This window comes from Geodermatophilus sp. SYSU D00525 (genome assembly GCF_054050475.1).
The window spans coordinates 109,801-130,290 of the sequence record NZ_JBJGZK010000001.1; the positions used below are offsets into that span (position 1 = coordinate 109,801).

Below are 20,490 nucleotides of genomic sequence, written 5' to 3' on the forward strand. Positions count from 1 at the left end.
GACCGCGTCAGGTCCTCGCCAGACTCCGTGACCCGGACCACAGCAGCGCGGGAGAGGGCAGACATGGACAGGGGCATCGGCAGCTGGCCGACGCGGCGGGCGTTCCTCTCCGGGGACCGCACCGCCCTGGTGTTCGGGGACCGGCGGCTCACCTACACCGACTTCGACCGGCGCACCGACTCCCTCGCCCGCGCGCTGCGCGACCTCGGCGTCCGCCAGGGCGACCGGGTCGCCGGGCTGCTGCTCAACAGCCCCGCCTTCCTCGAGACGATGTTCGCCACCGCCAAGCTCGGCGCGGTCTTCGTGCCGATGAACCTGCGCCTGGCGCCGCCGGAGGTCGCCTACCTGCTCGCCGACTCCGGCGCCGACGTCTTCGTCTGGTCCGGGCCGCTGGCGCCGGTCGCCCGTGCCGCGCTGGGCGGCGAGGGCGTCCGCGTGCGCCACCGGGTCGTCGCCGACGGCGAGGCCGGCGACGGCGAGCTCCCCTTCGAGCCGCTGCTGGCGTCCGGCGAGCCGCGGGCGCTCGGCACCGACGTCGCCGGCAGCGACCTGTCCTGCCTGATGTACACCTCCGGCACGACCGGCCGCCCCAAGGGCGCGATGCTCACCCACGACAACCACTTCTGGAACGTCGTCAACGTCCTGTCGTTCGGCCGCGGGCTCAAGGAGAGCGACGTGACCGTGACGGTCGCGCCGATGTTCCACATCGGCGGGCTCGGCGTGCACACGCTGCCGCTGCTCTACCTGGGCGGCACCAACGTGGTCCTGCCGTCGTTCGACCCGTCGCAGACCCTCGAGGCGATGGCGCGGTCGCGGGCGACGGTGCAGTTCCTCGTCCCGGCCATGTGGGCCGCGCTGACCGCGGTCCCCGACTTCGACCGGCACGACCTGTCGGCGCTGGAGCTGGCCGTCACCGGCGGCGCGCCGTGCCCGCTGCCGGTCATCGAGTTCTTCCAGGGCAAGGGCCTGCCCTTCCAGGAGGGCTTCGGCATGACCGAGACCGCACCGGCGGTGTCGATCCTCGACGCCGACCACGTCAAGGAGAAGGCCGGGTCGATCGGCCGGGCGCTCATGCACGTGGAGGCGCGGATCGTCGACGAGGACGACCGGGACGTCGCCACCGACGTCGTCGGCGAGCTGGTGGTGCGCGGGCCCAACGTGTTCGCCGGCTACTGGGGCCTGCCCGAGGCGACGGCGGAGGCCTTCCGCAACGGCTGGTTCCACACCGGCGACCTGGGCCGGATGGACGCCGAGGGCTTCGTCACCCTCGTCGACCGCAAGAAGGACATGATCATCTCGGGCGGCGAGAACGTGTACCCGATCGAGGTCGAGCAGGTGCTCTACCGGCACCCGGCGGTGCGCGAGGTCGCCGTCGTCGGGGTGCCCGACCCGCGCTGGGGCGAGACGCCGGTCGCCGTCGTGGCGCTGGCCGAGGGCGCCGGGGCCGACGCGGACGCGCTGCTCGGCTACGCGCGCGAGCGGCTGGCCCACTTCAAGTGCCCAACCCGGGTGGAGTTCGTGCCCGAACTGCCGCGCAACGCGACCGGCAAGGTGCTCAAGACGACGCTGCGCAAGGAGTACGGCGGCGCCGAGGAGGCCGTGCAGCGGTGACGACGGCCGCGCCCGCCGCCGACCCGTGGACCACCCCCGAGCGGGTCGCGCTGCGGCGGCTGGCCCGCGACTTCGTCGCCCGCGAGGTCGCGCCGCACGTCGAGGAGTGGGAGACCGCCGGCGAGCTGCCGCGGGAGCTGCACCGCCGGGCGGCCGCCGCCGGGCTGCTCGGCGTCGCGTTCCCGGAGGAGGTCGGCGGCGGGGGCGGCGACGCGATCGACTCGGCGATCGTCACCGAGGAGCTGCTGCTCGGCGGCGGGTCGACCGGGGTGGCGGCGAGCCTGTTCACGCACGGGATCGCGCTGCCGCACGTCGTGGCCGACGGTTCCCCCGCGCTGGTCGACCGCTACGTCCGCCCGACGCTGGCCGGCGAGCTCATCGGCTCCCTCGGCGTCACCGAGCCCGACGCCGGTTCCGACGTCGCGTCGCTGCGGACCCGGGCGGTGCGCGACGGCGACGAGTACGTGGTCGACGGCGCCAAGACCTACATCACCAGCGGCGTGCGGGCCGACTTCGTCACCACCGCCGTCCGCACCGGCGGCCCGGGCCACGCCGGCATCTCGCTGCTGGTGGTCGACACGGGGACGCCGGGGTTCACCGTCGGCCGGCGGCTGGACAAGATGGGCTGGCGCTGCTCGGACACCGCGGAGCTGTCCTTCACCGGCGTCCGGGTGCCGGCGGCCAACCTGGTCGGCGCCGAGGGCAGCGGCTTCGTGCAGATCATGCGGCAGTTCCAGTCCGAGCGGCTGAGCCTGGCGGTGCAGGCGTACGCCACCGCCGCCCGCTGCCTGGACCTCGCGCTGGACTGGGTGCGGCAGCGGTCCACGTTCGGCCGGCCGCTGTCCTCCCGGCAGGTCATCCGGCACAAGCTGGCCGAGATGGCCCGGGAGGTGGACGTCGCGCGCACCTACACCCGCGCGGTGATGCAGCGCTGGCTCGCCGGCGAGGACGTCGTGACCGAGGTGTCGATGGCCAAGAACACCGCGGTGGCCGCCTGCGACTCCGTGGTCGACGCGGCGGTGCAGGTCTTCGGCGGGCTGGGCTACATGCGGGAGTCGGAGGTGGAGCGGCACTACCGCGACGCCCGCATCCTCGGCATCGGCGGCGGGACCACCGAGATCATGAACGAGGTCATCGCCAAGCGGCTGGGCCTGTAGGCCGCTCCCTCACCGCCGCAGCTCGTCCAGCAGGTCGAGCACCGCGCGGACGACGACCTCCGGGGCGTCCACGTGGACGTCGTGCCCGGTGTCGGCGACGACGAGCCGGCCGCGGGTGGACAGTGCGGCGAGCGAGCGCTGGGAGTCCTGCGCCGGCCGCTCGATCTCCGCGGCCTCCGCCGCGGACACCCCGGGCGCCACGGGCCCGGGCCGGCCGTGCGCGAGGACGACGAGCGGCAGGTCGCCGAGACCGCCCACGTCGGCCATCTCCCGGGCGGCCGCCTCCATGCCGGCGAACTCCGCAGCGGCGGTGCGCAGGCTGCCGCGGCGGGCCCCCAGCCGGCGCGCCCGCGCGCGGTACGGCTGCGGCAGCCGGTCCACGCTCCCCAGCGGCACGAACGGCAGCCGGGCCAGCAGCTGCGGCACACCCACGGCCGAGGCCGCGGCGAGGGCACCGAGGGAGCGGGCGCGAGGGCGAGGCCGCGGCGGTGCGCCTCCGGGTAGCGGTCGGTCCACTCCTCCTCGTGCGTGGCGTCCACCAGCACCAGGCCCGCGACCGCCTCCGGGTGCGCGGCCGCGAACGCGCGCGCGACGAAGCCGCCGAAGGAGTGCGCGACCAGCACCACGGGGGTCGGGGTCCCCGCCGCCGCGAGGACGTCGGAGAGCTCCGCGGCCAGCCGCCGGGGCGAGGTGAGCGGACCGCCGCGGCGCCGCGGGCTCTCCCCGTAGCCCGGCCGGTCGAACGCCAGGGCCCGGGTCGTGCCGGCCACCCGCGCGCGGACCGGCTCCCAGGTCACCGCCGGGCCGCCCGCGCCGCCGACGAACACGACCACGGGCGTCCCGCTCCCGCCGTCGGCGCAGCTGACCGGCCCCGCCCCGGTCCGCAGCAGTCGCAGGGTGTCGTCGGCCGGGGACACCGGCGCGGGAGGGGCGTCGTCGTGCTCTGCCGTCACGGACGCGTGTTCCCCCACGGCCTGCCGCCGACGAGGACGCGCCCGGCGCCCGCCCCCCGGAGGGGACGGGCGCCGGGCGCGGGTCCGGCGGTTCAGCCGGCCAGCTGGGCGGCGAGCTCGCCCTCGAACGCCTCCTGGACGACCTCGGCGCCGCCGGGGACGTCGGCCGGCCGCAGGATGAGGCTCTGCGTGCTCGGCGAGACGCCGGTCTCGAACCCGTTGATCGGCACCAGCAGGCCGCCGGTGTCGACGTCCTCCAACTCGCCGAACGCCGCGACGAGGCCCTCGCGGGTCAGGTCGCCGCTCTCGCAGGCGGCGTCGAGCACCTGGTTCATCACGTCGCCCATCGCGTAGCCGAAGATCGCGCCGAGGCTCGGCGTGACGTTCGGGTAGGCCGCCTCGTACTGCTCGAGCAGCTCGGGCTGGGCGTCCCACGCGGTGACCGGCGAGGCCACGTAGAGGTGGTCCTTGAGCCACTGCGCCGACGCGCCCTGCAGCAGGCCCGGCGCGAACACCGGGTTGCTGCCCAGGATCGGGACGTCGAGGCCCTGGGCCTGCGCCACCGCGGCCACCGAGGCGGTCTGCGTGGGCGCGACGGTGAGCACGATCGCGTCGACGCCGGCCGAGGCGAACTGGGTGACCTGGGCGGACATGTCCTGGTCGGTGGACTTGATCTGCGCCGGGATCACCTCCAGGCCGCGGGCCTCCGCGACGGCCTCGGTGCCGGCCAGGCCGTTCTCCCCGTACTCGCCCTCGAAGTAGATGTGCCCGACGGTGGCGCCGTCCTGCAGCAGCCCCTGGTCGAACAGGTACTGGTAGCCGTTGGCGATCTCGACGTCGTAGGTGGCGCCGAGGACGCCGGTGCCGGGGATCTCGGTGAGCGTGCGCGCCCAGGCCGACGGGAAGTTGACGATCTGGTCGCTCTCGTAGTCCCCGGCCAGCGCGGTGTTGATCGGCGACCCGATCGTCTGCTGCATCGCCAGCACGTTGGGCTCCATCGCGCTGTAGAGCTGCACGCCGGTCTGCGGCACGTAGCCGGTGTCCTGGACGTCGAGCTCGACGTCGTAGGTGTCGCAGACCTGGTTGTCCTCCCAGTACAGGGTGTTGCCGTTGGTGATGTCCTGGCCGAGCGCGGCGAAGACGCCGGTCAGGTCGGTGAGCACCCCGAGTCGGATGGTGGTGTCCTCCACGCCGACGTCGGTGGCGACGTCGCCGCCGCCCTCGCCTCCCCCACCGCCGCCGCTGTCCTCGGCCCGGGTGCTGCAGCCGCTGACGACGACGACGGTGACGGCGGCCAGGACGGTGGCCCCCCGCAGACGCACTGCTGCTCTCATCTGGCGCTCCCTTGCGCTGGTGGATCGGACGGTTCGGGGACGGTGCTGGACGCACCCGAGCCCGGTGTGGCGCTCGGGGATCCGCGGCCGGGTCTGCGTCCCCGGCGGCGGAAGCGGTGGGCGATCCCGACCAGGCCGCCGGGCTCGAAGAGGACGACGAGCACGATCGCCAGGCCGAACAGGTAGCGGGCGGCGGTGCCGGCGGCGATGCCGCCCTCGCCGGGCGCGCTGACGAGCGGCAGCACGTCGGCGAACTGCTGGAACACCAGCGGCAGGGCGGTGACGAACGCCGCGCCCAGCGCCGCGCCGCCCACCGAGCCGAGCCCACCCAGCACGATCATCGCCAGGTACAGCACCGAGACCGTCAGGCCGAAGGACTCCGGCGCGATGCTGCCGATCGACAGCGCGTACATCACCCCGGACAGCCCGGCGTACATGGAGCTGACCATGAACACCCGCGCCTTGTAGGCCTGCACGTTGACGCCCATGACCGAGGCGGCGACCTCGCTGTCGCGCAGCGTCTCCAGCGCCCGGCCGGGCCGGCTGCGCAACAGGTTGCGGGCGAAGACGTAGGCCGCCAGCGCCAGGACGATGCCGAGGTACCAGAGCCGCTCGGCCTCCCGGTAGGGCACGCCGAGGACGAACAGCGTGGGGTCGCTGTTGCCGAAGCTGAAGCCGAACAGCGAGAACTCCGGCACCGAGCGGCCGTTGAACCCGCCGGTGACCGGCGTCCAGGTGTTGAGCACGTGGACGCCGATGAACACCAGCCCGAGCGAGGCGACACCGAGGTAGATGCCGCGCAGACGGGCCGCGATGGGGCTGAACAGCAGGCCGGCGAGGCCGGCGAGCAGCACGCCGAGCACCATGCCGACGATCGGCGGCAGCTCCAGCCCGCGCAGCGCCGCCCGGGTGCCCAGGCCGCCGGACTCGCCGGAGACGTAGGTGTAGGTGGTCGCGCCGACGGCCAGGAAGAAGGCGTGCGCCAGCGACAGCTGGCCGCTGGTGCCGACCAGCAGGTTCAGCCCGATCGCGCCGACGATCGCGCCGGCGACGGCGAAGCCGGTGCGCAGCCAGAACTCCTCGACGTACAGCGGGAGCACCAGCAGCACGACGAGGGCCGCCACGAGCAGCACCGGCCGGAGCCACCGCTGCAGCGGCGAGCGGCCGGCCCCGGACGTGCCCGCGGCCGCGGTCCGCCGGGCCCCGGCGGGGGCGGAGAGGGTGTCAGACACGTGTCAGCTCCTTGGTCCCGAACAGGCCGGAGGGGCGGACGAGCAGCACGATGATCATCACGACGTAGGGCGCGACCTCGCCGAACCCACGGCCGAGGAAGGACAGCTCCTCCTGGTAACCGGCCACCAGCGCCTCGGTGATCCCGATGAGCAGCCCGCCGACCAGCGCGCCGCCGGTGGAGTCCAGGCCACCGAGGATCGCCGCGGGGAACGCGCGCAGCGCGACCGTGTAGGCCGCGGCGCTCACACCCGGCGTCGGGGCGCCCACGAGGAACAGCGCCGCCACCGCGGCGAGCACCCCGGCGACGATCCAGGCCAGCGCCGACACCCGGCCCTGCCGGATGCCCATGAGCGCGGCCGCCTCACCGTCCTCCGCCGAGGCACGCATCGCCACGCCCCAGCTGGAGTACTTGAAGGCGACGAAGAACGCGACGATGAGGATCCCGGCCACGCCCATGGCGATCAGCCGGTTCTCGCTGATGCCCACGCTGCCGATGCGGACCGAGTCGCCGCCCCACGGGTGCGGGACGTTGAGGATGTCCGGGCCGATCTGCCGGATGAGCTCGGTCAGGATGATGATGTCGACGCCGATGGTGACGATCGCCAGGCTGATCACCGGGGCCCCGCGGAGCTGGTTGATGACCAGCCGCTCGACGAGGAACGCCGCCAGCGCCGTGAACCCGACGCCGACGAGCACCGCGGGCAGGAAGCCGATCGGGCCCGACAGCCGGGCGATCGTGTAGGCGCCGAGCAGCAGCAGCGACCCGTGGGTGAAGCTGACCACCTCGCTGGCCTTGAAGATGATCACGAAGCCGAGCGCGATCAGCGCGTAGATGGCCCCCAGCGAGATGCCGTTGAGCAGCAGGGACAGGAACTGGGTCACGGCCGGCTCCCCGGGGCGTCGGTGGCGGTGGCGCCCTCGGTGGGCTGCGGGGCGGCGGTGTGCTGGGCGGCGGCCTCGGCGGGGCCGACCTCGGTGCCCGAGCCGAGGTAGGCGCGGATGACCTCGGGGTCGGACTGGACCTGCGCCGGGGTGCCGTCGGCGATGCGGCGGCCGAAGTCGAGGACGGTCACCCGGTCGGCCAGCGACATGACCATCCCCATGTCGTGCTCGACGAGGATGACCGAGATCCCCAGCGCCGAGCGGATCTCCCGGATGGCGTCGGCCATCCGGTCGGTCTCCTGCGCGTTCATCCCGGCGACCGGCTCGTCGAGCAGCAGCAGCCGCGGCTCGATGCACAGCGCCCGGGCCACCTCGACCCGCTTCTGGTCGCCGTAGGACAGCACGCCGACGGGGGTGTGCAGCTTGGCGCCGAGGTCGAGGAACTCGGCGATCTCGCGGATGCGCTCGCCGTGGACGCGCCCCTCCCGGGTGGCCCGCGGCAGCCGCAGCCCGGAGGACAGGAAGCCCGCCTTCGTGAGGTGGTGGCGGCCGAGCATGAGGTTCTCGGCCACCGTCTGCGTGCCCGACAGCGCGATGTTCTGGAACGCGCGGGCCACGCCCACGCCGGCGATCTGGAACGGCCGCATCGCGTTGAGGCGGGCCTCGCCGAAGCGCACCTCCCCGGCGCTGGCCCGGTAGACACCGGAGAGGACGTTGAACAGCGTCGACTTGCCGGCGCCGTTGGGCCCGATCACGGCGTGGATGGAGCCCGGGACGACGGTGAACGAGACGTCGTTGAGCGCCTTGATCGCGCCGAAGGCGACGCTCACGCCGTCCACCTCGACCGGCGGGACGTCGTCCCGGGTGGTCGCCGCGGTCACGCCGTCCACCGCGAGAGGGTGCGGCGGGGCGCCCGCTCGACGCGCTCGGCGGCGGGCTCGGCCCCGCTGTGGCCGAGGTAGAGCCGCTGCACCTCGTCGGTGGCGGCGAGCTCGCGGGCGTCGCCGGACAGGGACACCTCGCCGACGTCGAGGACGTAGGCGCGGTCGGCGACGCCGAGGGCCATCGTCGCGTTCTGCTCGACCAGCAGCACCGACGTCCCCTGGCGGTTGATCTCGGCGATCACCTCGCCGATCTGGCCGATGACGCGGGGGGCCAGGCCCAGGGACGGCTCGTCGAGCAGCAGCAGCCGCGGGCTGGCCATGAGCGCGCGGCCGATGGCCAGCATCTGCTGCTCCCCGCCGGACAGCAGCCCGGCGCGCTGCCCGGCGCGGTCGCGCAGCACCGGGAACAGGTCGTGCACGCGGGTCACCGCCCGGGCCTTCGCGGCGCGGTCGCGGTTGCCCATCCCGCCGGCGCGCAGGTTCTCCTCGACGGTGAGCCGGCCGAAGATCCGCCGCCCCTCCGGGACCTGGACCACGCCCCGGCGCACGATCTGTCCCGGGTCGCGGCGGGTGAGGTCGGTGTCCTCGAAGCGCACCGTACCGCCGTCGACCCGGCCGCTGTGCAACCGCAGCGTCCCGGAGACGGTGCGCAGCAGCGTGGTCTTGCCCGCGCCGTTGCTCCCGAGCACGGCCACGACCGAGCCGTCGGGGACCTCCATCGACACGCCCCGGACGGCCTGGACGGCGCCGCCGTAGCTCACCTGCAGCCGGTCGACGGTCAGCACGGCGCCCCCCGCCCCCGGAGCACCCCCTGTGAGATGTGCCACATGCGGACGGACGATAGGGGGCACGTCAAGATCGCGGTTCCGGACCGGGAGGAACCGTGACCTGCCGGTGATACGACACCGCCCGGTCCGGCCGACCGGTGCGGGGCCGGGTGCGGTCAGGTCCCGGCGGCGTCGAGGACGCGGACGGTGCCGTCGCCGGAGTTGGTGACGAGCAACCGGCGCCCGTCCGGGGTGACCGTGACGCTCGTCGGGTCGGTCCCGGTGGGGATCCGCGCCGTGACGGCGCCGGTGGCGGTGTCGACCACCGCCACGGTGCCGTCCTCCACGTTGGCGGTGTAGAGGTGGCGGCCGTCCGGGGCCCAGGTGACGTCCTGCGGCCCGGCGCCCACGCCGGACACGGTGGCCACCACGGCGTCCGTCGCCGGGTCGAGGATCGTGACGTCGTCGCTGATGAAGCCGACCACCGCGATCCGCGTCCCGTCCGGCGAGGTCTCCAGGGCGTGCGGCCCGTCGCTGACGGGGATCGTCCCCAGGACCCGGCGGTCGTCGAGGGACAGGACGGTCACCACGTCGGAGAAGTGGTTGGTGACGTAGACGGCCCGGCGGTCGGGCGCGAAGGCGACCCAGTGCGGGGACGGCGCGACGTCGACCCGGTCCACCAGCGCCCCGGTGGCGGCGTCGAGGACGTCGAGGTGGTCCTCGTCGTAGTAGGGCACGTAGAGCAGCCGGCCGCCGGGGTCGGTCGCCATCGCGTACGGGCCGCGGCCCACCGGCACGGCGCCGACCACGGTGTCGGTGGCGGTGTCGATGGTGACGACGACGTCGGTGGCGAACTCCTCGTCGTAGGCGGAGACGAAGACGCGGGTCCCGTCCGGTGAGGTGGTGACCATCTGCGGCGGCGCCTGCGGCACCGGGATGGTCGCCGTCACCGCGGCCGTGCCGGGATCGAGGCGGAGGACGGCGCCCTGGACGGGGTCGGCGACGTAGGCGGAGCGGCCGTCGGGGGTGAGCGCCAGGTGGTGCGGCGACGAGCCGACCGGGACCGCGGGGCCGACCCCCGGGGTGGCGGCGCTGGCGGCCGACGGGGGTGCGGGGCCCGACGACGGGGCGGGGCTCGACGACGTCGTGCCGGCGTCCTCGCCGTGCGCGTGCCCTCCGGCGCCGGCCGGGGTCGCGCCCGCGTCCGCCTGCTGCTCGGGGCTCCCCGCGCCGCCGGGCCAGAGGAGCACACCGACCACCACCGCCGCCGCGAGGAGCGCCAGGCCGAGGCCCAGCGCGACCCCGCGCCGGCGGGCCCGCCGCAGGCGGTGCCTCCCGTGCACGACCGCGTGGTCCTGCTCCATGACGGATCGCCCCCGTCCACCGTCCGGGTGTGCGTGTCGCAGGGGATGCATCGTCGGGGCGCCCGCGGACCGGGACAAGGGGGGCGGACGCGCCGGCCCGCCGCGACGCGGGAGGGGCGGCCCCGGAGACCCGGGACCGCCCCTCGTCAGGTGTCGCGCCTCAGCCGTTCGTGCAGGTGAGGTAGGCGAAGCCCTCCTCGGCGGCCTCGAACGGGTCGAACGTCGCGTCGCCGAAGCGCGGGTCGTGCTCGACGACGTAGTACTTCGTGCTGCCGCCGGCGGCCGCGAAGACCGACGGGAAGTCGATGTCGCCGCGGCCCACGATCTCGATCCGCCGCTCCAGTTCCTCGTTGAGGTCCTTGACGTGGAACAGCTTGATCCGGTTGCCGTACTCGTCGATAACGTCCTCGATCGGGTCCAGGCCGGCGAAGGAGACCCAGTACAGGTCCAGCTGCGAGACGACGTTCTTGGCCTGGGTGTGCTGCATCAGGATGTCGAAGGCGGTGCGGTCACCGAAGACGGTCGTGAACTCGAAGTCGTGGTTGTGGACCATCAGCGTCTGACCCGCCTTGCGCGCCTGCTCGCCGACGGCGTCCAGGTACTCGGCGTAGGCGACCCAGTCGGCCTCGGTCGGCAGCGGCTGCGTCCACGGGGCGCCGGCGCTGCTGCCGGAGCCGAAGTACTTGATCCCGAGGACGCGGTTGTCCTCGAGGATCTGCGCGATGTCGGCCGGCTTCGTGTGCGTGCCGACGTCGACGTGTCGGGCCGACGCCTTGAGGCCGTACCGGTCGAGCAGGGCCCGGTACTCCTCGGCGGACCAGCCGCTGAGGGTGTACGGCTCGACGTTGCGGTAGCCCATGTCGGCCAGCCGGCTCAGGACCTCCTCGTGGCGCTGCTGCTCGTCGCCAGAGCTGATGTAGTCCGCGAAGGTGTAGAGCTGGATCGAGATCTTGTTCAGCGGCACCCGGGCGCAGTCGGCGCCGGTGTGGCCGGCGGTGGAGGGGGCGGCGTTCGCGGGGCCGACGAGGCCCACGAACAGGAGTGCGGACAGGGCGGCCAACAGCACGGCTCGCGTCAGGTAACGCAGGTCTCTCACTGGGTCGATCGGTCCTCTCGGGAGTGACGGCGCACGTCCCACCCCGGAGCGCCCCGGTGGAGCCGACGATCCGCGGTGGTCTGTGCCGTGCGCCACAACCTAGCGAGACTTGCGCTCTCCGCAAAGCACAAGTGCGCGCAGTAGTGAGCGCAACGGGCGACACGACGTAGCGCGCCCATCACCGCAGGTCAAGGGGACGGTCGTACGGACTTCCCCGTCTCGTTAGTCACCGTTTGGTCACGGATTGTCGACTTATTTACTCCCGCTACCTAACGTCTTGCCGGGCTGCCAGAGAGTGATCGCCGGTGGTTCCCCACCGGCGGTCGGCGGTCCTCGTCCGACATGGGAGACGGTCCTTGAAGAAGAGAGCTCTTCCCCTGGTCGTGGGCGCCGCGCTGGTCGCGGTGGCGATGCCCACGACCGCGAACGCGGCACCCCCGCAGGATGACCCCGGCGCGGTCCAGGACCGCGCGCACGACCTGCCCAACCCCCTCGGTGACAAGCAGCGCGAGCTGCGCCAGGAGGCCCTCGAGCAGGTCGTCTCCGGCGAGGCGACGCCGACCGGCGACAACAAGGTCGTCGAGGTCGCCCGGGGCCAGTACGTCGAGCTGGCCCAGGAGGACAGCGACGCCATCTGGACCGTCCTGGGCGAGTTCGGCGACCTGCCGCACAACGAGATCCCGGAGCCCGACCGGTCGGTGGACAACACCACGATCTGGGCCGAGGACTTCTCGCAGCCCTACTTCGACCGGCTGCTCTACAGCTCCGCGGACGGCGTCAACTCGGTCGCGAACTTCTACGAGGAGCTGTCCTCGGGCCGCTACACCGTCACCGGTGAGGTCGAGGACTGGGTGACCGTCACCCAGCACGAGGCGGCCTACTACGGCGAGGGCGACGACGGCCGGCGCCCGTGGGAGTTCGTCAACGACACCGTCAACACCTGGTACGCGAAGCAGCTGGCGTCGGGCAGGACGGCCGAGCAGATCGACCAGTACCTCGCGCAGTTCGACGTCTGGGACCGCTACGACCACGACGGTGACGGCGACTTCGACGAGGCCGACGGCTACATCGACCACTTCCAGGCCGTGCACTCCGGCATGGGCGAGGAGGTCGGCGGCGGCGCCCTCGGCGAGGACGCCATCTGGTCGCACCGCTGGTACAACCAGACCACCCGCATCGGCGCCGGCGGCCCGACCGTCGACGGCGCGGTGAACCCGCTCGGCGGCACCCGGGTCGGCCAGTCGAAGTACTGGATCGGTGACTACACCGTCGAGCCCGAGAACGGCGGCGTCGGCGTCTTCGCCCACGAGTTCGGCCACGACCTCGGCCTGCCGGACCTCTACGACACCTCCGGCAACAGCGGCGGCGCCGAGAACAGCACCGCCTTCTGGACGCTGATGTCCTCCGGCTCCTACGGCAACAGCGGCCGGCCGGCCGACGGCATCGGCACCAAGCCGATCCACATGGGCGCCTGGGAGAAGCTGCAGCTCGGCTGGCTGGACTACGAGGTGGTGGCGCCGGGCGCTCACGCCAGCGTCCGTCTCGGCCCCGCCAGCACCAACACCCGGCAGGCGCAGGCGGTCATCGCCGTCCTCCCCGACCGCGAGGTCACCACGGACATCGGCGACCCGTACGAGGGCGAGGACTTCTGGTACTCGGGCCAGGGTGACGACCTCGACAACTCGATGCTGACCCCGCTGCCCGCCGGCGCGACGACGCTGACCGCCAAGGTCCGGTACGACATCGAGCAGGACTGGGACTACGGCTACGTCGTCTACTCGACCGACGGCGGCAAGACCTTCACCCCGCTGGCGACGAACCTGTCGACGACGACGGACCCCAACGGCCAGAACTTCGGCCACGGCATCACCGGCAGCACCGACGGCGAGTGGGTCGACCTGACCGCCTCGCTGGCCGGCGTCCCGGCGGGTGCGCAGGTGGGCTTCCGGTACTGGACCGACGGCGCCGCCACCGAGCCCGGCCTGCAGGTGGACGCCGTGCAGATCGGCGGCGCCCCGGCGACGGCCTGGACCCTGAACGGGTTCACCACCAGCACCGGGACGGCGACGGAGGAGTTCTTCAACGCCTACATCGCCGAGAACCGCGTCTACCGCGGCTACGACGCCGGCCTGCAGACCGGCCCGTACAACTTCGGCGACCCGTCGCGTCCGGACTGGGCCGAGCGGCTGCCGTACCAGGACGGCCTGCTGATCAGCTACTGGAACGCCCAGTACACCGACAACAGCGTCGGCGCCCACCCGGGTGCCGGTCTGGTCCTGCCGGTCGACGCCCACCCGGGCCTGCTCTACGAGCCGACGGACGACGAGCCCGACAACGGGGCCGACCGCGAGTCCTTCCGGCCGCGGATCCAGTCCTACGACTCCACCTTCGGGCTGCAGCCGACGGACCGGATCACCCTGCACGACCCGGACACCGGCGTGGCCGGCACCTACGGCGGGCTGCCCGCCGTGCCGACCTTCGACGACACGCAGGACTGGTACGTGGCGCCGGGTGAGCAGACCGACGCCAACGGCTGGACCGGCGTCGACGTGCCGGACACGGGCACCCGGATCACCGTGGTCAGCACCAGCGCGCACGACGGCTTCATGCAGGTGCACGTGAACTGACCCGACCGACGCAGACGGCCCCCCGGCATCAGCCGGGGGGCCGTTCCGCGTCCAGGGGCAGCGGGGCCGGCGCCCCACGGGGCTCAGCGGGGCCGGCGCCCCACGGTGGTGAGCCGCACGGTCTCCGGCAGCGCGCGGAGCGCGGCGAGCAGGTCCGCCGGCAGCTCGGCGCCCACGTCGGTGACCGCGTACCCGAGCTCGCCCCGGGTGGCGAGGACCTGGCCGTCGACGTTGAGGCCGTGCTCGCCGACCAGCGCGTCGACGCGGGCGAGCACGCCGGGCACGTTGCGGTGCAGCAGCGCGAACCGGGCCACCGACGACCCGTGCAGGGCCACGGTCGGCAGGTTGACGCTCAGCGTCGTCGTCCCGGTGGTGGTGTAGTCGACCAGCTTGCCCGCGACGAACCGGCCGATGTCGTGCTGCGCCTCCTGCGTCGACCCGCCGACGTGCGGGGTGAGGATGACGTTGGGCAGGCCGCGCAGCACCGAGTCGAACGGGTCGCCCTGCTCGCGCGGCTCCTCGGGGAACACGTCGACGGCGGCCCCGGCGATGTGGCCGGACAGGACGTGCTCGCGCAGCGCCTCGTGGTCGACGACGAACCCGCGGGAGAGGTTGAGGAACAGGCTGCGCCGGCGCATCCGGGCGAACTGCTCGGCGCCGAACAGCCCGGCGTTCCCGGCCCGCCCGTCGACGTGCAGCGTCACCGTCTCCGCCCGCTCGAGCAGCTCCTCGAGGGTGTCGCAGCGCTCCGCGTTGCCCAGCGCCAGCTTGTCCTCGAGGTCGTAGAACAGCACCCGCATGCCCAGCGCCTCGGCGAGCACCGACAGCTGGCTGCCGATGTTGCCGTAACCGACGATCCCGAGCGTGCGCCCGCGGATCTCGTGGCTGCCGGCGGCCGACTTGTCCCAGCTGCCGGCGTGCAGCGCGCGGTCCCGGTCGACCAGCCGCCGCGCCAGGATGATGATCTCCGCGATCGCCATCTCCACCACGCTGCGGGTGTTGGAGTAGGGCGCGTTGAACACCGCGACGCCCGCGGCGGCCGCCGCGGCGAGGTCGATCTGGTTGGTGCCGATGCAGAAGGCGCCGACTGCCGCGAGGCCCGGCCGGGCGCGCACGACCTCGGCGGTCACCTGCGTCTTCGAGCGGATCCCGAGCAGGTCGACACCCTCCAGCGCGTCGACCAGGTCGGCCTCGTCCAGGGCTCCCCGGAGGGACTCGACCCGGTAGCCGGCCTCCCCGAGGATGTCGGCCGCCACCGGGTCGATGTTCTCCAGCAGCAGGGCTCTGGGCACTCGGGGGACCTCCTCGACCGCGGGACCGCCGGCCGGACCCCGTCGGGACGAGTATCCCGCCGTGGCGGGGGCGGTCCGGTCAGCGGGGGTCCGGCCCCCGGCGGGCGGCGCCGAGGTGGCGCGCCCCGGCCTCCCCGAGGACGGCGGCGTCGACGGCGACCGTGACGATCGTGGCGCCCTCGGCGGCGAACCCGGCCGCCTCCTCGCCGCTGTAGGCGTGCACGCCCACGGGCACCCTGGCGGCGACCGCGCGGGCGACGATCGAGGACAGCACGCCGCGCAGCTCCGCGCGGTGCTCCTCCCCCGTCAGCCCGAGCGAGAGGGACAGGTCGCCGGGGCCGACGTACACGCCGTCCAGCCCCTCGACGGCGAGCACGGCGTCGAGGTCCTCCAGCGCGGTCGCGGCCTCCACCATCACCACCACCAGCGGCTCGTCGGCACCCCCGGACAGCCGCCCGATCGACCGGGTCCCGGCCGGCGCGTACCGGGTGGCGGCCACCACCTCGCGGGCGTGCGCGGCGTCGCGGACGTTGGGCACGACGACACCGCGGGCGCCGAGGTCGAGCGGGCGGCCGACGTCGGCGAAGGCGGGGCTGCGGGTCCGGACCAGCGGCACCGCGCCGGCCGCGGTGATCGCCGCCGCGGTCCCCGGCAGGTCGGCCTCGGCGGTGGCGCCGTGCTGCAGGTCGACGACGACGTAGTCCGCGCCGGTGCGCGCCAGCACCTCCCCGGTGACCGCACCGGGCAGCAGGCTCCACAGCCCGTGCGCGGGCTCCCCCGCCGCCCAGCGGCGCCGCAGGTCCGCCGCGCTCGCCACCATGCCGCCCCGTTCCCCGCCGCCCCGTTCCCCGCCGCCCCGTCGTCCACCCGCCCGCCGTGCGCCGTCGTCCCGGCGCGGGCACCCGCCAGGCCGGCGCGCCACGGGCCGGGGCCCTCCGTCGCGGCCTGGCGGGGCAGATCCAGTTTCGGTAAGCCGGGCCCGGCCCGCGACCCGACGAGAACGGAACCGTCCGCGGAGGGTGAGCCCGGACCCCGGACGCGCCCGGCAGCATCCCCGTGCCGGCCGGAGGAGGTGGGTCGTGGAGTCGACGCGTGCCCGACGGTGGGAGGCCCGCGGCGCGCTGGCGCTGGCCGCCGCCGCCCTGCTCGTACTGCTGGAGTCCGCCAACGGGCGCGGTCTGTGGCTGATGGCGCTGGTGGTGGCGACCGCCGTCGCCGTCGTCGCCGGGGTCTTCTGGTTCCTGCGCCACGGCCGGATCAAGCGCTGGTTCGCCCTCGCCCTGGTCGTGGTGGCCCCGCTCGCGCTCGTCGTGGTCTTCCTGGCCGAAGACCTGGTGCTGGCCGCCGTCCTGGCCGCGCTGCTCTGGGCCGCTGCGCTGGGCACCGCGCGGGCCGCGCTGCGGCCGGACCCGTCGGCGTGGGCGCTGCCGGTCACCGAGGTACCCCCGCCCCGGCACCCCTTCCTCGTGATGAACCCGCGGTCCGGCGGCGGCAAGGTCGGCCGGTTCGCGCTGCGGGAGAAGGCGGAGGAGCTCGGTGCGGAGGTGGCGCTGCTGGACCGGCCGGGGACCGACGTGCAGCAGCTCGCCCGCGACGCGCTCTCCCGCGGCGCGGACCTGCTGGGCGTGGCCGGTGGCGACGGCACGCAGGCGCTGGTGGCCGACGTCGCCGCCGAGCACGGCGTCCCGTTCCTCGTCATCAGCGCCGGCACCCGCAACCACTTCGCGCTCGACCTCGGCCTGGACCGGGAGGACCCGTCCCGCTGCCTCGACGCGCTGCGCGACGGGGTGGAGGCGCGGATCGACCTGGGCGCGGTCAACGGGCGGCCGTTCGTCAACAACGCGTCCTTCGGCGCCTACGCCGAGATCGTCGAGGACCCCGGGTACCGGGAGGACAAGGCCGGGACCACCCTCGCGGCGCTGCCCGACCTGCTCAGCCGGCGGCGCGGCGCCCGCCTGCGGGCCGAGGCCGGGTCGCTGGTGGTCGACGGGCCGCAGGCGGTGCTGGTGAGCAACGGCTCCTACGACGAGTCCGACCTCGCCGGGATCGGCCGGCGGTCCCGGCTCGACCGCGGCGTGCTCGGCGTGATCGCGATCCGGGTCGACAGCGCGCGGCAGGCCGTCGAGCTGCTGCGCGGCGCCCACCAGCGGGGCATCCGGACGACGGAGGCGCGCGAGGTGCTCGTGACCGCCGACGTGCCCGAGGTCCCCGTCGGGATCGACGGCGAGACGGTGCGGCTGGCCACGCCGGTGCGGTGCACCGTCCGCCCGGGGGTGCTGCGGGTCCGGCTGCCGCGGGACCGCCCGGGCGTGCGGGCGCCGCGGGCCCGCGTGCAGTGGACGTCCCTGTGGTCCCTGGCCCTGGGCCGGCCGCCCCGGGTCGAGCCGGCCGCACCCCCGGTCCCGCCGGCCCCCGTCGGCGCGGACCGGGCCGCTCAGGCGCCCGGCACGGACGGCTGAGCTCCGCTCCCCCGGCCCGCGTCCGGCGGGGCGCCCCGCGGGCCGGGGACGCCGGGCGGTGGAGCGGCGGGCGGCCCGGCGGCGTCCGGCCAGGCGGCGCCGGTCTCCCGCCGGAAGGCCTCGACCGCGGCCCCGATCGTGGGGAAGAAGTCCTGCGCGCCGATCTCGCCGGCGAGGCCGTAGCGCTCGATCTTGCGGCGGACCGGGTCCTTGAGCTCGGCGAAGACCAGGCTCTGCCCGCGGGCGGCGAGCGTCCGGTCCAGCTCGAACAGCACGTCGGCGGCGGTGGTGTCGACGTCGGTGACCGGCTCGGCCGCGACGACGATCCACCGCGGCGCGGGCTCGGTGCGGGCGAGGGCGGTGACCTCGTCCCGGAAGGTCTTGGCGTTGGCGAAGAACAGCGGCGCGTCGAACCGGTAGATGACCAGCCCGGGCAGCCGGCCGGCCGCCGGGTAGGAGTGCACGTCGTGGTAGCCGGGCAGGCCGTCGACCCGGCCCAGCTCGGTCTCGTACGGGTGCCAGGCCCGCCGGAACACGTTGAGGATGGACAGCCCGACGGCGAGCGCGATGCCCGGCAGCACCCCGAGCAGCGCGACGCCCGCGAAGGCGACCAGTGACAGGGTGAACTCGACGCGGCGCTGCCGCCACAGCCGGACGGTGCCCGGCAGGTCGGCCAACGACAGGGACGCCGTGATGACGACCGCCGCCAGCGCCGCCTGCGGCAGGTCGCGGAAGAGGCCAGGCAGGAACACGATCATCAGGAGCACCAGCGCGGCGCCGGTGACCCCGGTCAGCTGGGTGCGGGCGCCGGCCCGCTCGGCGACCGCGGTGCGGGAGGCGCTGGTGCTCACGGGGAAGCCCTGGAACAGCCCGGCGGCGAGGTTCGCCGTCCCGATGCCCACCATCTCCTGGCCGCCGTGCACCTCCTGGCCCGTGCGCGCGGCGAACGACGACGCCGTCGAGATCGTGTCGGCCAGGGACACCAGCGCGATCGCCAGGGCCCCGGCGACGATCACCCCGAGGTCGGACCAGCCGACCGAGGGGATCGTCAGCGGCGGGAAGCCCTGCGGCAGCTCCCCCACCAGGTCCGCCCCGCGCTCCCCCAGGTCGAAGGCCGCGCTGACGGCGATGGCCAGCACGACCATGACGAGCACCGCCGGCACCTTCGGCCACCACCGCTGGAGTGCGAGGACCAGCGCGACCCCGCCCAGCCCGACCGCCGCCGCGGCGGGCACCGCCTCGCCCTGCGCCACGCCCTCCACGAAGCCTGCCGCCTCGCCGACGACGCCGTCGGCGTCGACGGAGAACCCGAGCAGCTTGGGCAGCTGGCCGACCAGGATGGTCAGCGCCAGCCCGTTCATGTAGCCGATCATGGTCGGCTTGGAGAGCAGGTCGGCGACGAAGCCCAGGCCGGTCCAGCCGGCCACGACCATGACGACCCCGACCACGAGCGCGAGCACCGACGCCAGCGCCACCGCCCGCCCCGGGTCCCCGCCCGCGACCACCAGCGGCAGGATGGTCGCCGCGATCATCGGCCCGAGCGAGGAGTCGGGGCCGAGGACCAGGATGCGGGACGGGCCGAACACGGCGTACGCCAGCAGGCAGGTGATCGTCGTGTACAGCCCGGTGATCGCCGGCAGCCCCGCCAGCTCGGCGTAGGCCATGCCCTGCGGCACGAGCAGCGTGGCCAGCACCACGCCGGCGACGACGTCGCGGGGCAGCCACGCGCGGCGGTACCCGCGCAGGGCCAGGAGACCGGGCGGGACGGCCCTCCGGGTCCCCCGGGACCGGCGCGGGCCGCCCGGGTCAGCCGGCCGTCCGCCGGACGCGGTAGCGCTCACGGAGCCGCTTCTCCACCAGGATCGGGACGAACGCCTGCACCCGCGCGCCGGCGAACGCCGCGAACGCGGCCACCGCCCGCGCCCGGACCTCCCCGGGGTCCGCGCCGTACTCCTCCGCCAGCCGGGCCACGAGCGGACCGAGGAACGCGTCCGCGCCGGGGACGGCGCCGTCGTCCGCCGAGAGCGGCTCGGCGACCACGCTCATCTCGCTCCTCCTCGCCCCGGGGACGGACGGGCCGGGACCGTGCCACGGTCCCGGCCCGCGGTGGTCCCGGGCCTCACCCGCCGAGGACGATGCCCGGCGTCCCGCCCGCCCCGGCGTCCAGCCGGCGCACCAGCGCACCCGCGAGGACGCCGAGCGCGTTGGTGGCCCAGTGCGCGCCGGCCGAGGCGACGACGCTGCCGCTGCGCCGGCGCAGCTCGCCGAACACCAGGCCGCCCGCGGTGGTCACCACGACGGTGCCCCCGACCACGGCGGCGGGGAAGCCGCGGACGCCCTCCCCGGCGGCCAGCACGGTCGGGACGTGCCACAGGCCGAACAGCACCGCGGTGGTGACCAGCACCTGCCAGGGCCGGCAGTGCCGGGCCAGCACCGCCCACAGCACCGAGCGGAACGCCAGCTCCTCGAGCACCACCGTGCCGAGCGGGATGCTGAGCAGCACCTTCGACAGCACGCCGGCGGGCGGGAGGTCGTAGCGGTCGTCCAGGAAGACCGGCCGGGTCGGCGGCAGCGCGACACCCACGGCGTAGACGGCGACGACGACGCCCACCGCCCCCAGCGCCCACCGGCAGCCCGCCCCCAGCCGGTCGCGGCCCAGGCCCAGCTCGGACCAGCCGAACCCGGACAGGCGCGCCCCCGCGAGGAGGGCGGCGCCGGCGAGACCGCGCACCCACCACGGCGGGCGCACGAGCGGGCCGGCCACGGCGAGGACGGCGATCGCCGCGACGACGGTCCCGCTGCGCAGCCGGGCGCGGGTGGAGGAGGTCACG

Annotated in this window: 17 protein-coding genes; 4 read left to right on the forward strand and 13 right to left on the reverse strand. The window is 74.7% G+C overall.

Annotated elements, in window-relative coordinates; all coding sequences use genetic code 11:
• Positions 1-63: 63 nt before the first annotated feature.
• Positions 64-1,611, forward strand: a complete 1,548-nt coding sequence (locus ACI796_RS00505; protein WP_456939289.1) for an acyl-CoA synthetase — start codon at positions 64-66, stop codon at positions 1,609-1,611.
• A complete protein-coding gene (locus ACI796_RS00510) occupies positions 1,608-2,768 on the forward strand; it encodes an acyl-CoA dehydrogenase family protein (protein ID WP_456939290.1) in 1,161 nt (386 codons plus the stop codon). The genes ACI796_RS00505 and ACI796_RS00510 overlap by 4 nt, the downstream gene beginning before the upstream one ends.
• Here ACI796_RS00510 and ACI796_RS00515 read toward each other — a convergent pair.
• The 8 genes from ACI796_RS00515 to ACI796_RS00550 all read right to left on the reverse strand — a co-directional run bounded on the left by ACI796_RS00515 (position 2,684) and on the right by ACI796_RS00550 (position 11,251).
• Positions 2,684-3,739 (reverse strand): alpha/beta fold hydrolase, encoded by a 1,056-nt coding sequence (locus tag ACI796_RS00515; RefSeq protein WP_456939291.1) that lies wholly within the window; start codon positions 3,737-3,739, stop codon positions 2,684-2,686. The genes ACI796_RS00510 and ACI796_RS00515 overlap by 85 nt on opposite strands.
• 74 nt (positions 3,740-3,813) lie before the next feature.
• On the reverse strand, positions 3,814-5,043 hold the full coding sequence (locus tag ACI796_RS00520) for an ABC transporter substrate-binding protein (RefSeq protein WP_456939292.1): 1,230 nt from the start codon (positions 5,041-5,043) through the stop codon (positions 3,814-3,816).
• An 8-nt stretch (positions 5,044-5,051) separates the two neighbouring features.
• Positions 5,052-6,287: a branched-chain amino acid ABC transporter permease gene (locus ACI796_RS00525; protein ID WP_456939293.1), complete on the reverse strand. Its 1,236-nt coding sequence runs from the start codon at positions 6,285-6,287 to the stop codon at positions 5,052-5,054.
• A complete protein-coding gene (locus ACI796_RS00530; protein ID WP_456939294.1) occupies positions 6,280-7,170 on the reverse strand; it encodes a branched-chain amino acid ABC transporter permease in 891 nt (296 codons plus the stop codon). Before ACI796_RS00530 ends, ACI796_RS00525 begins: the two co-directional genes overlap by 8 nt.
• The gene (locus ACI796_RS00535) at positions 7,167-8,060 is read right to left on the reverse strand and encodes an ABC transporter ATP-binding protein (RefSeq protein ID WP_456939295.1); all 894 of its coding nucleotides are present in this window, start codon (positions 8,058-8,060) and stop codon (positions 7,167-7,169) included. Before ACI796_RS00535 ends, ACI796_RS00530 begins: the two co-directional genes overlap by 4 nt.
• Positions 8,048-8,839: an ABC transporter ATP-binding protein gene (locus tag ACI796_RS00540; RefSeq protein ID WP_456939296.1), complete on the reverse strand. Its 792-nt coding sequence runs from the start codon at positions 8,837-8,839 to the stop codon at positions 8,048-8,050. Before ACI796_RS00540 ends, ACI796_RS00535 begins: the two co-directional genes overlap by 13 nt.
• Positions 8,840-8,997: 158 nt before the next feature.
• Positions 8,998-10,185 carry a YVTN family beta-propeller repeat protein gene (locus tag ACI796_RS00545; RefSeq protein ID WP_456939297.1) on the reverse strand — a complete coding sequence of 396 codons (1,188 nt, stop codon included), beginning with the start codon at positions 10,183-10,185 and terminating at the stop codon, positions 8,998-9,000.
• A 160-nt stretch (positions 10,186-10,345) separates the two neighbouring features.
• Positions 10,346-11,251 (reverse strand): sugar phosphate isomerase/epimerase family protein, encoded by a 906-nt coding sequence (locus ACI796_RS00550; RefSeq protein WP_456939298.1) that lies wholly within the window; start codon positions 11,249-11,251, stop codon positions 10,346-10,348.
• Positions 11,252-11,637: 386 nt separating this feature from the next.
• Between ACI796_RS00550 and ACI796_RS00555 the strand changes: the two genes are divergently transcribed.
• A complete protein-coding gene (locus ACI796_RS00555) occupies positions 11,638-13,908 on the forward strand; it encodes an immune inhibitor A domain-containing protein (RefSeq protein ID WP_456939299.1) in 2,271 nt (756 codons plus the stop codon).
• Positions 13,909-13,991: 83 nt separating this feature from the next.
• Here ACI796_RS00555 and serA read toward each other — a convergent pair whose 3' ends face one another.
• Together serA and ACI796_RS00565 are read right to left on the reverse strand one after the other, a co-directional pair.
• Positions 13,992-15,200 (reverse strand): phosphoglycerate dehydrogenase, encoded by a 1,209-nt coding sequence (gene serA / locus ACI796_RS00560; protein WP_456939300.1) that lies wholly within the window; start codon positions 15,198-15,200, stop codon positions 13,992-13,994.
• A 79-nt stretch (positions 15,201-15,279) separates the two neighbouring features.
• Entirely contained in the window at positions 15,280-16,020 is a 741-nt protein-coding gene (locus ACI796_RS00565; protein ID WP_456939301.1) for an HpcH/HpaI aldolase family protein, read from the reverse strand.
• Between the two features lie 259 nt (positions 16,021-16,279).
• Here ACI796_RS00565 and ACI796_RS00570 point away from each other — a divergent pair, with 259 nt between their 5' ends.
• A complete protein-coding gene (locus tag ACI796_RS00570) occupies positions 16,280-17,659 on the forward strand; it encodes a diacylglycerol/lipid kinase family protein (protein WP_456939302.1) in 1,380 nt (459 codons plus the stop codon).
• Here the strand turns inward: ACI796_RS00570 and ACI796_RS00575 are convergent.
• The 3 genes from ACI796_RS00575 to ACI796_RS00585 all read right to left on the reverse strand — a co-directional run bounded on the left by ACI796_RS00575 (position 17,635) and on the right by ACI796_RS00585 (position 20,489).
• Entirely contained in the window at positions 17,635-19,500 is a 1,866-nt protein-coding gene (locus ACI796_RS00575; RefSeq protein WP_456939303.1) for a SulP family inorganic anion transporter, read from the reverse strand. The genes ACI796_RS00570 and ACI796_RS00575 overlap by 25 nt on opposite strands.
• Complete coding sequence (locus ACI796_RS00580) at positions 19,466-19,705, reverse strand: three-helix bundle dimerization domain-containing protein (protein WP_456939304.1); 240 nt, start codon at positions 19,703-19,705, stop codon at positions 19,466-19,468. The genes ACI796_RS00575 and ACI796_RS00580 overlap by 35 nt, the downstream gene beginning before the upstream one ends.
• A gap of 73 nt (positions 19,706-19,778) precedes the next feature.
• Positions 19,779-20,489, reverse strand: a complete 711-nt coding sequence (locus ACI796_RS00585) for a CPBP family intramembrane glutamic endopeptidase (protein WP_456939305.1) — start codon at positions 20,487-20,489, stop codon at positions 19,779-19,781.
• Between the last annotated feature and the right edge of the window lies 1 nt (position 20,490).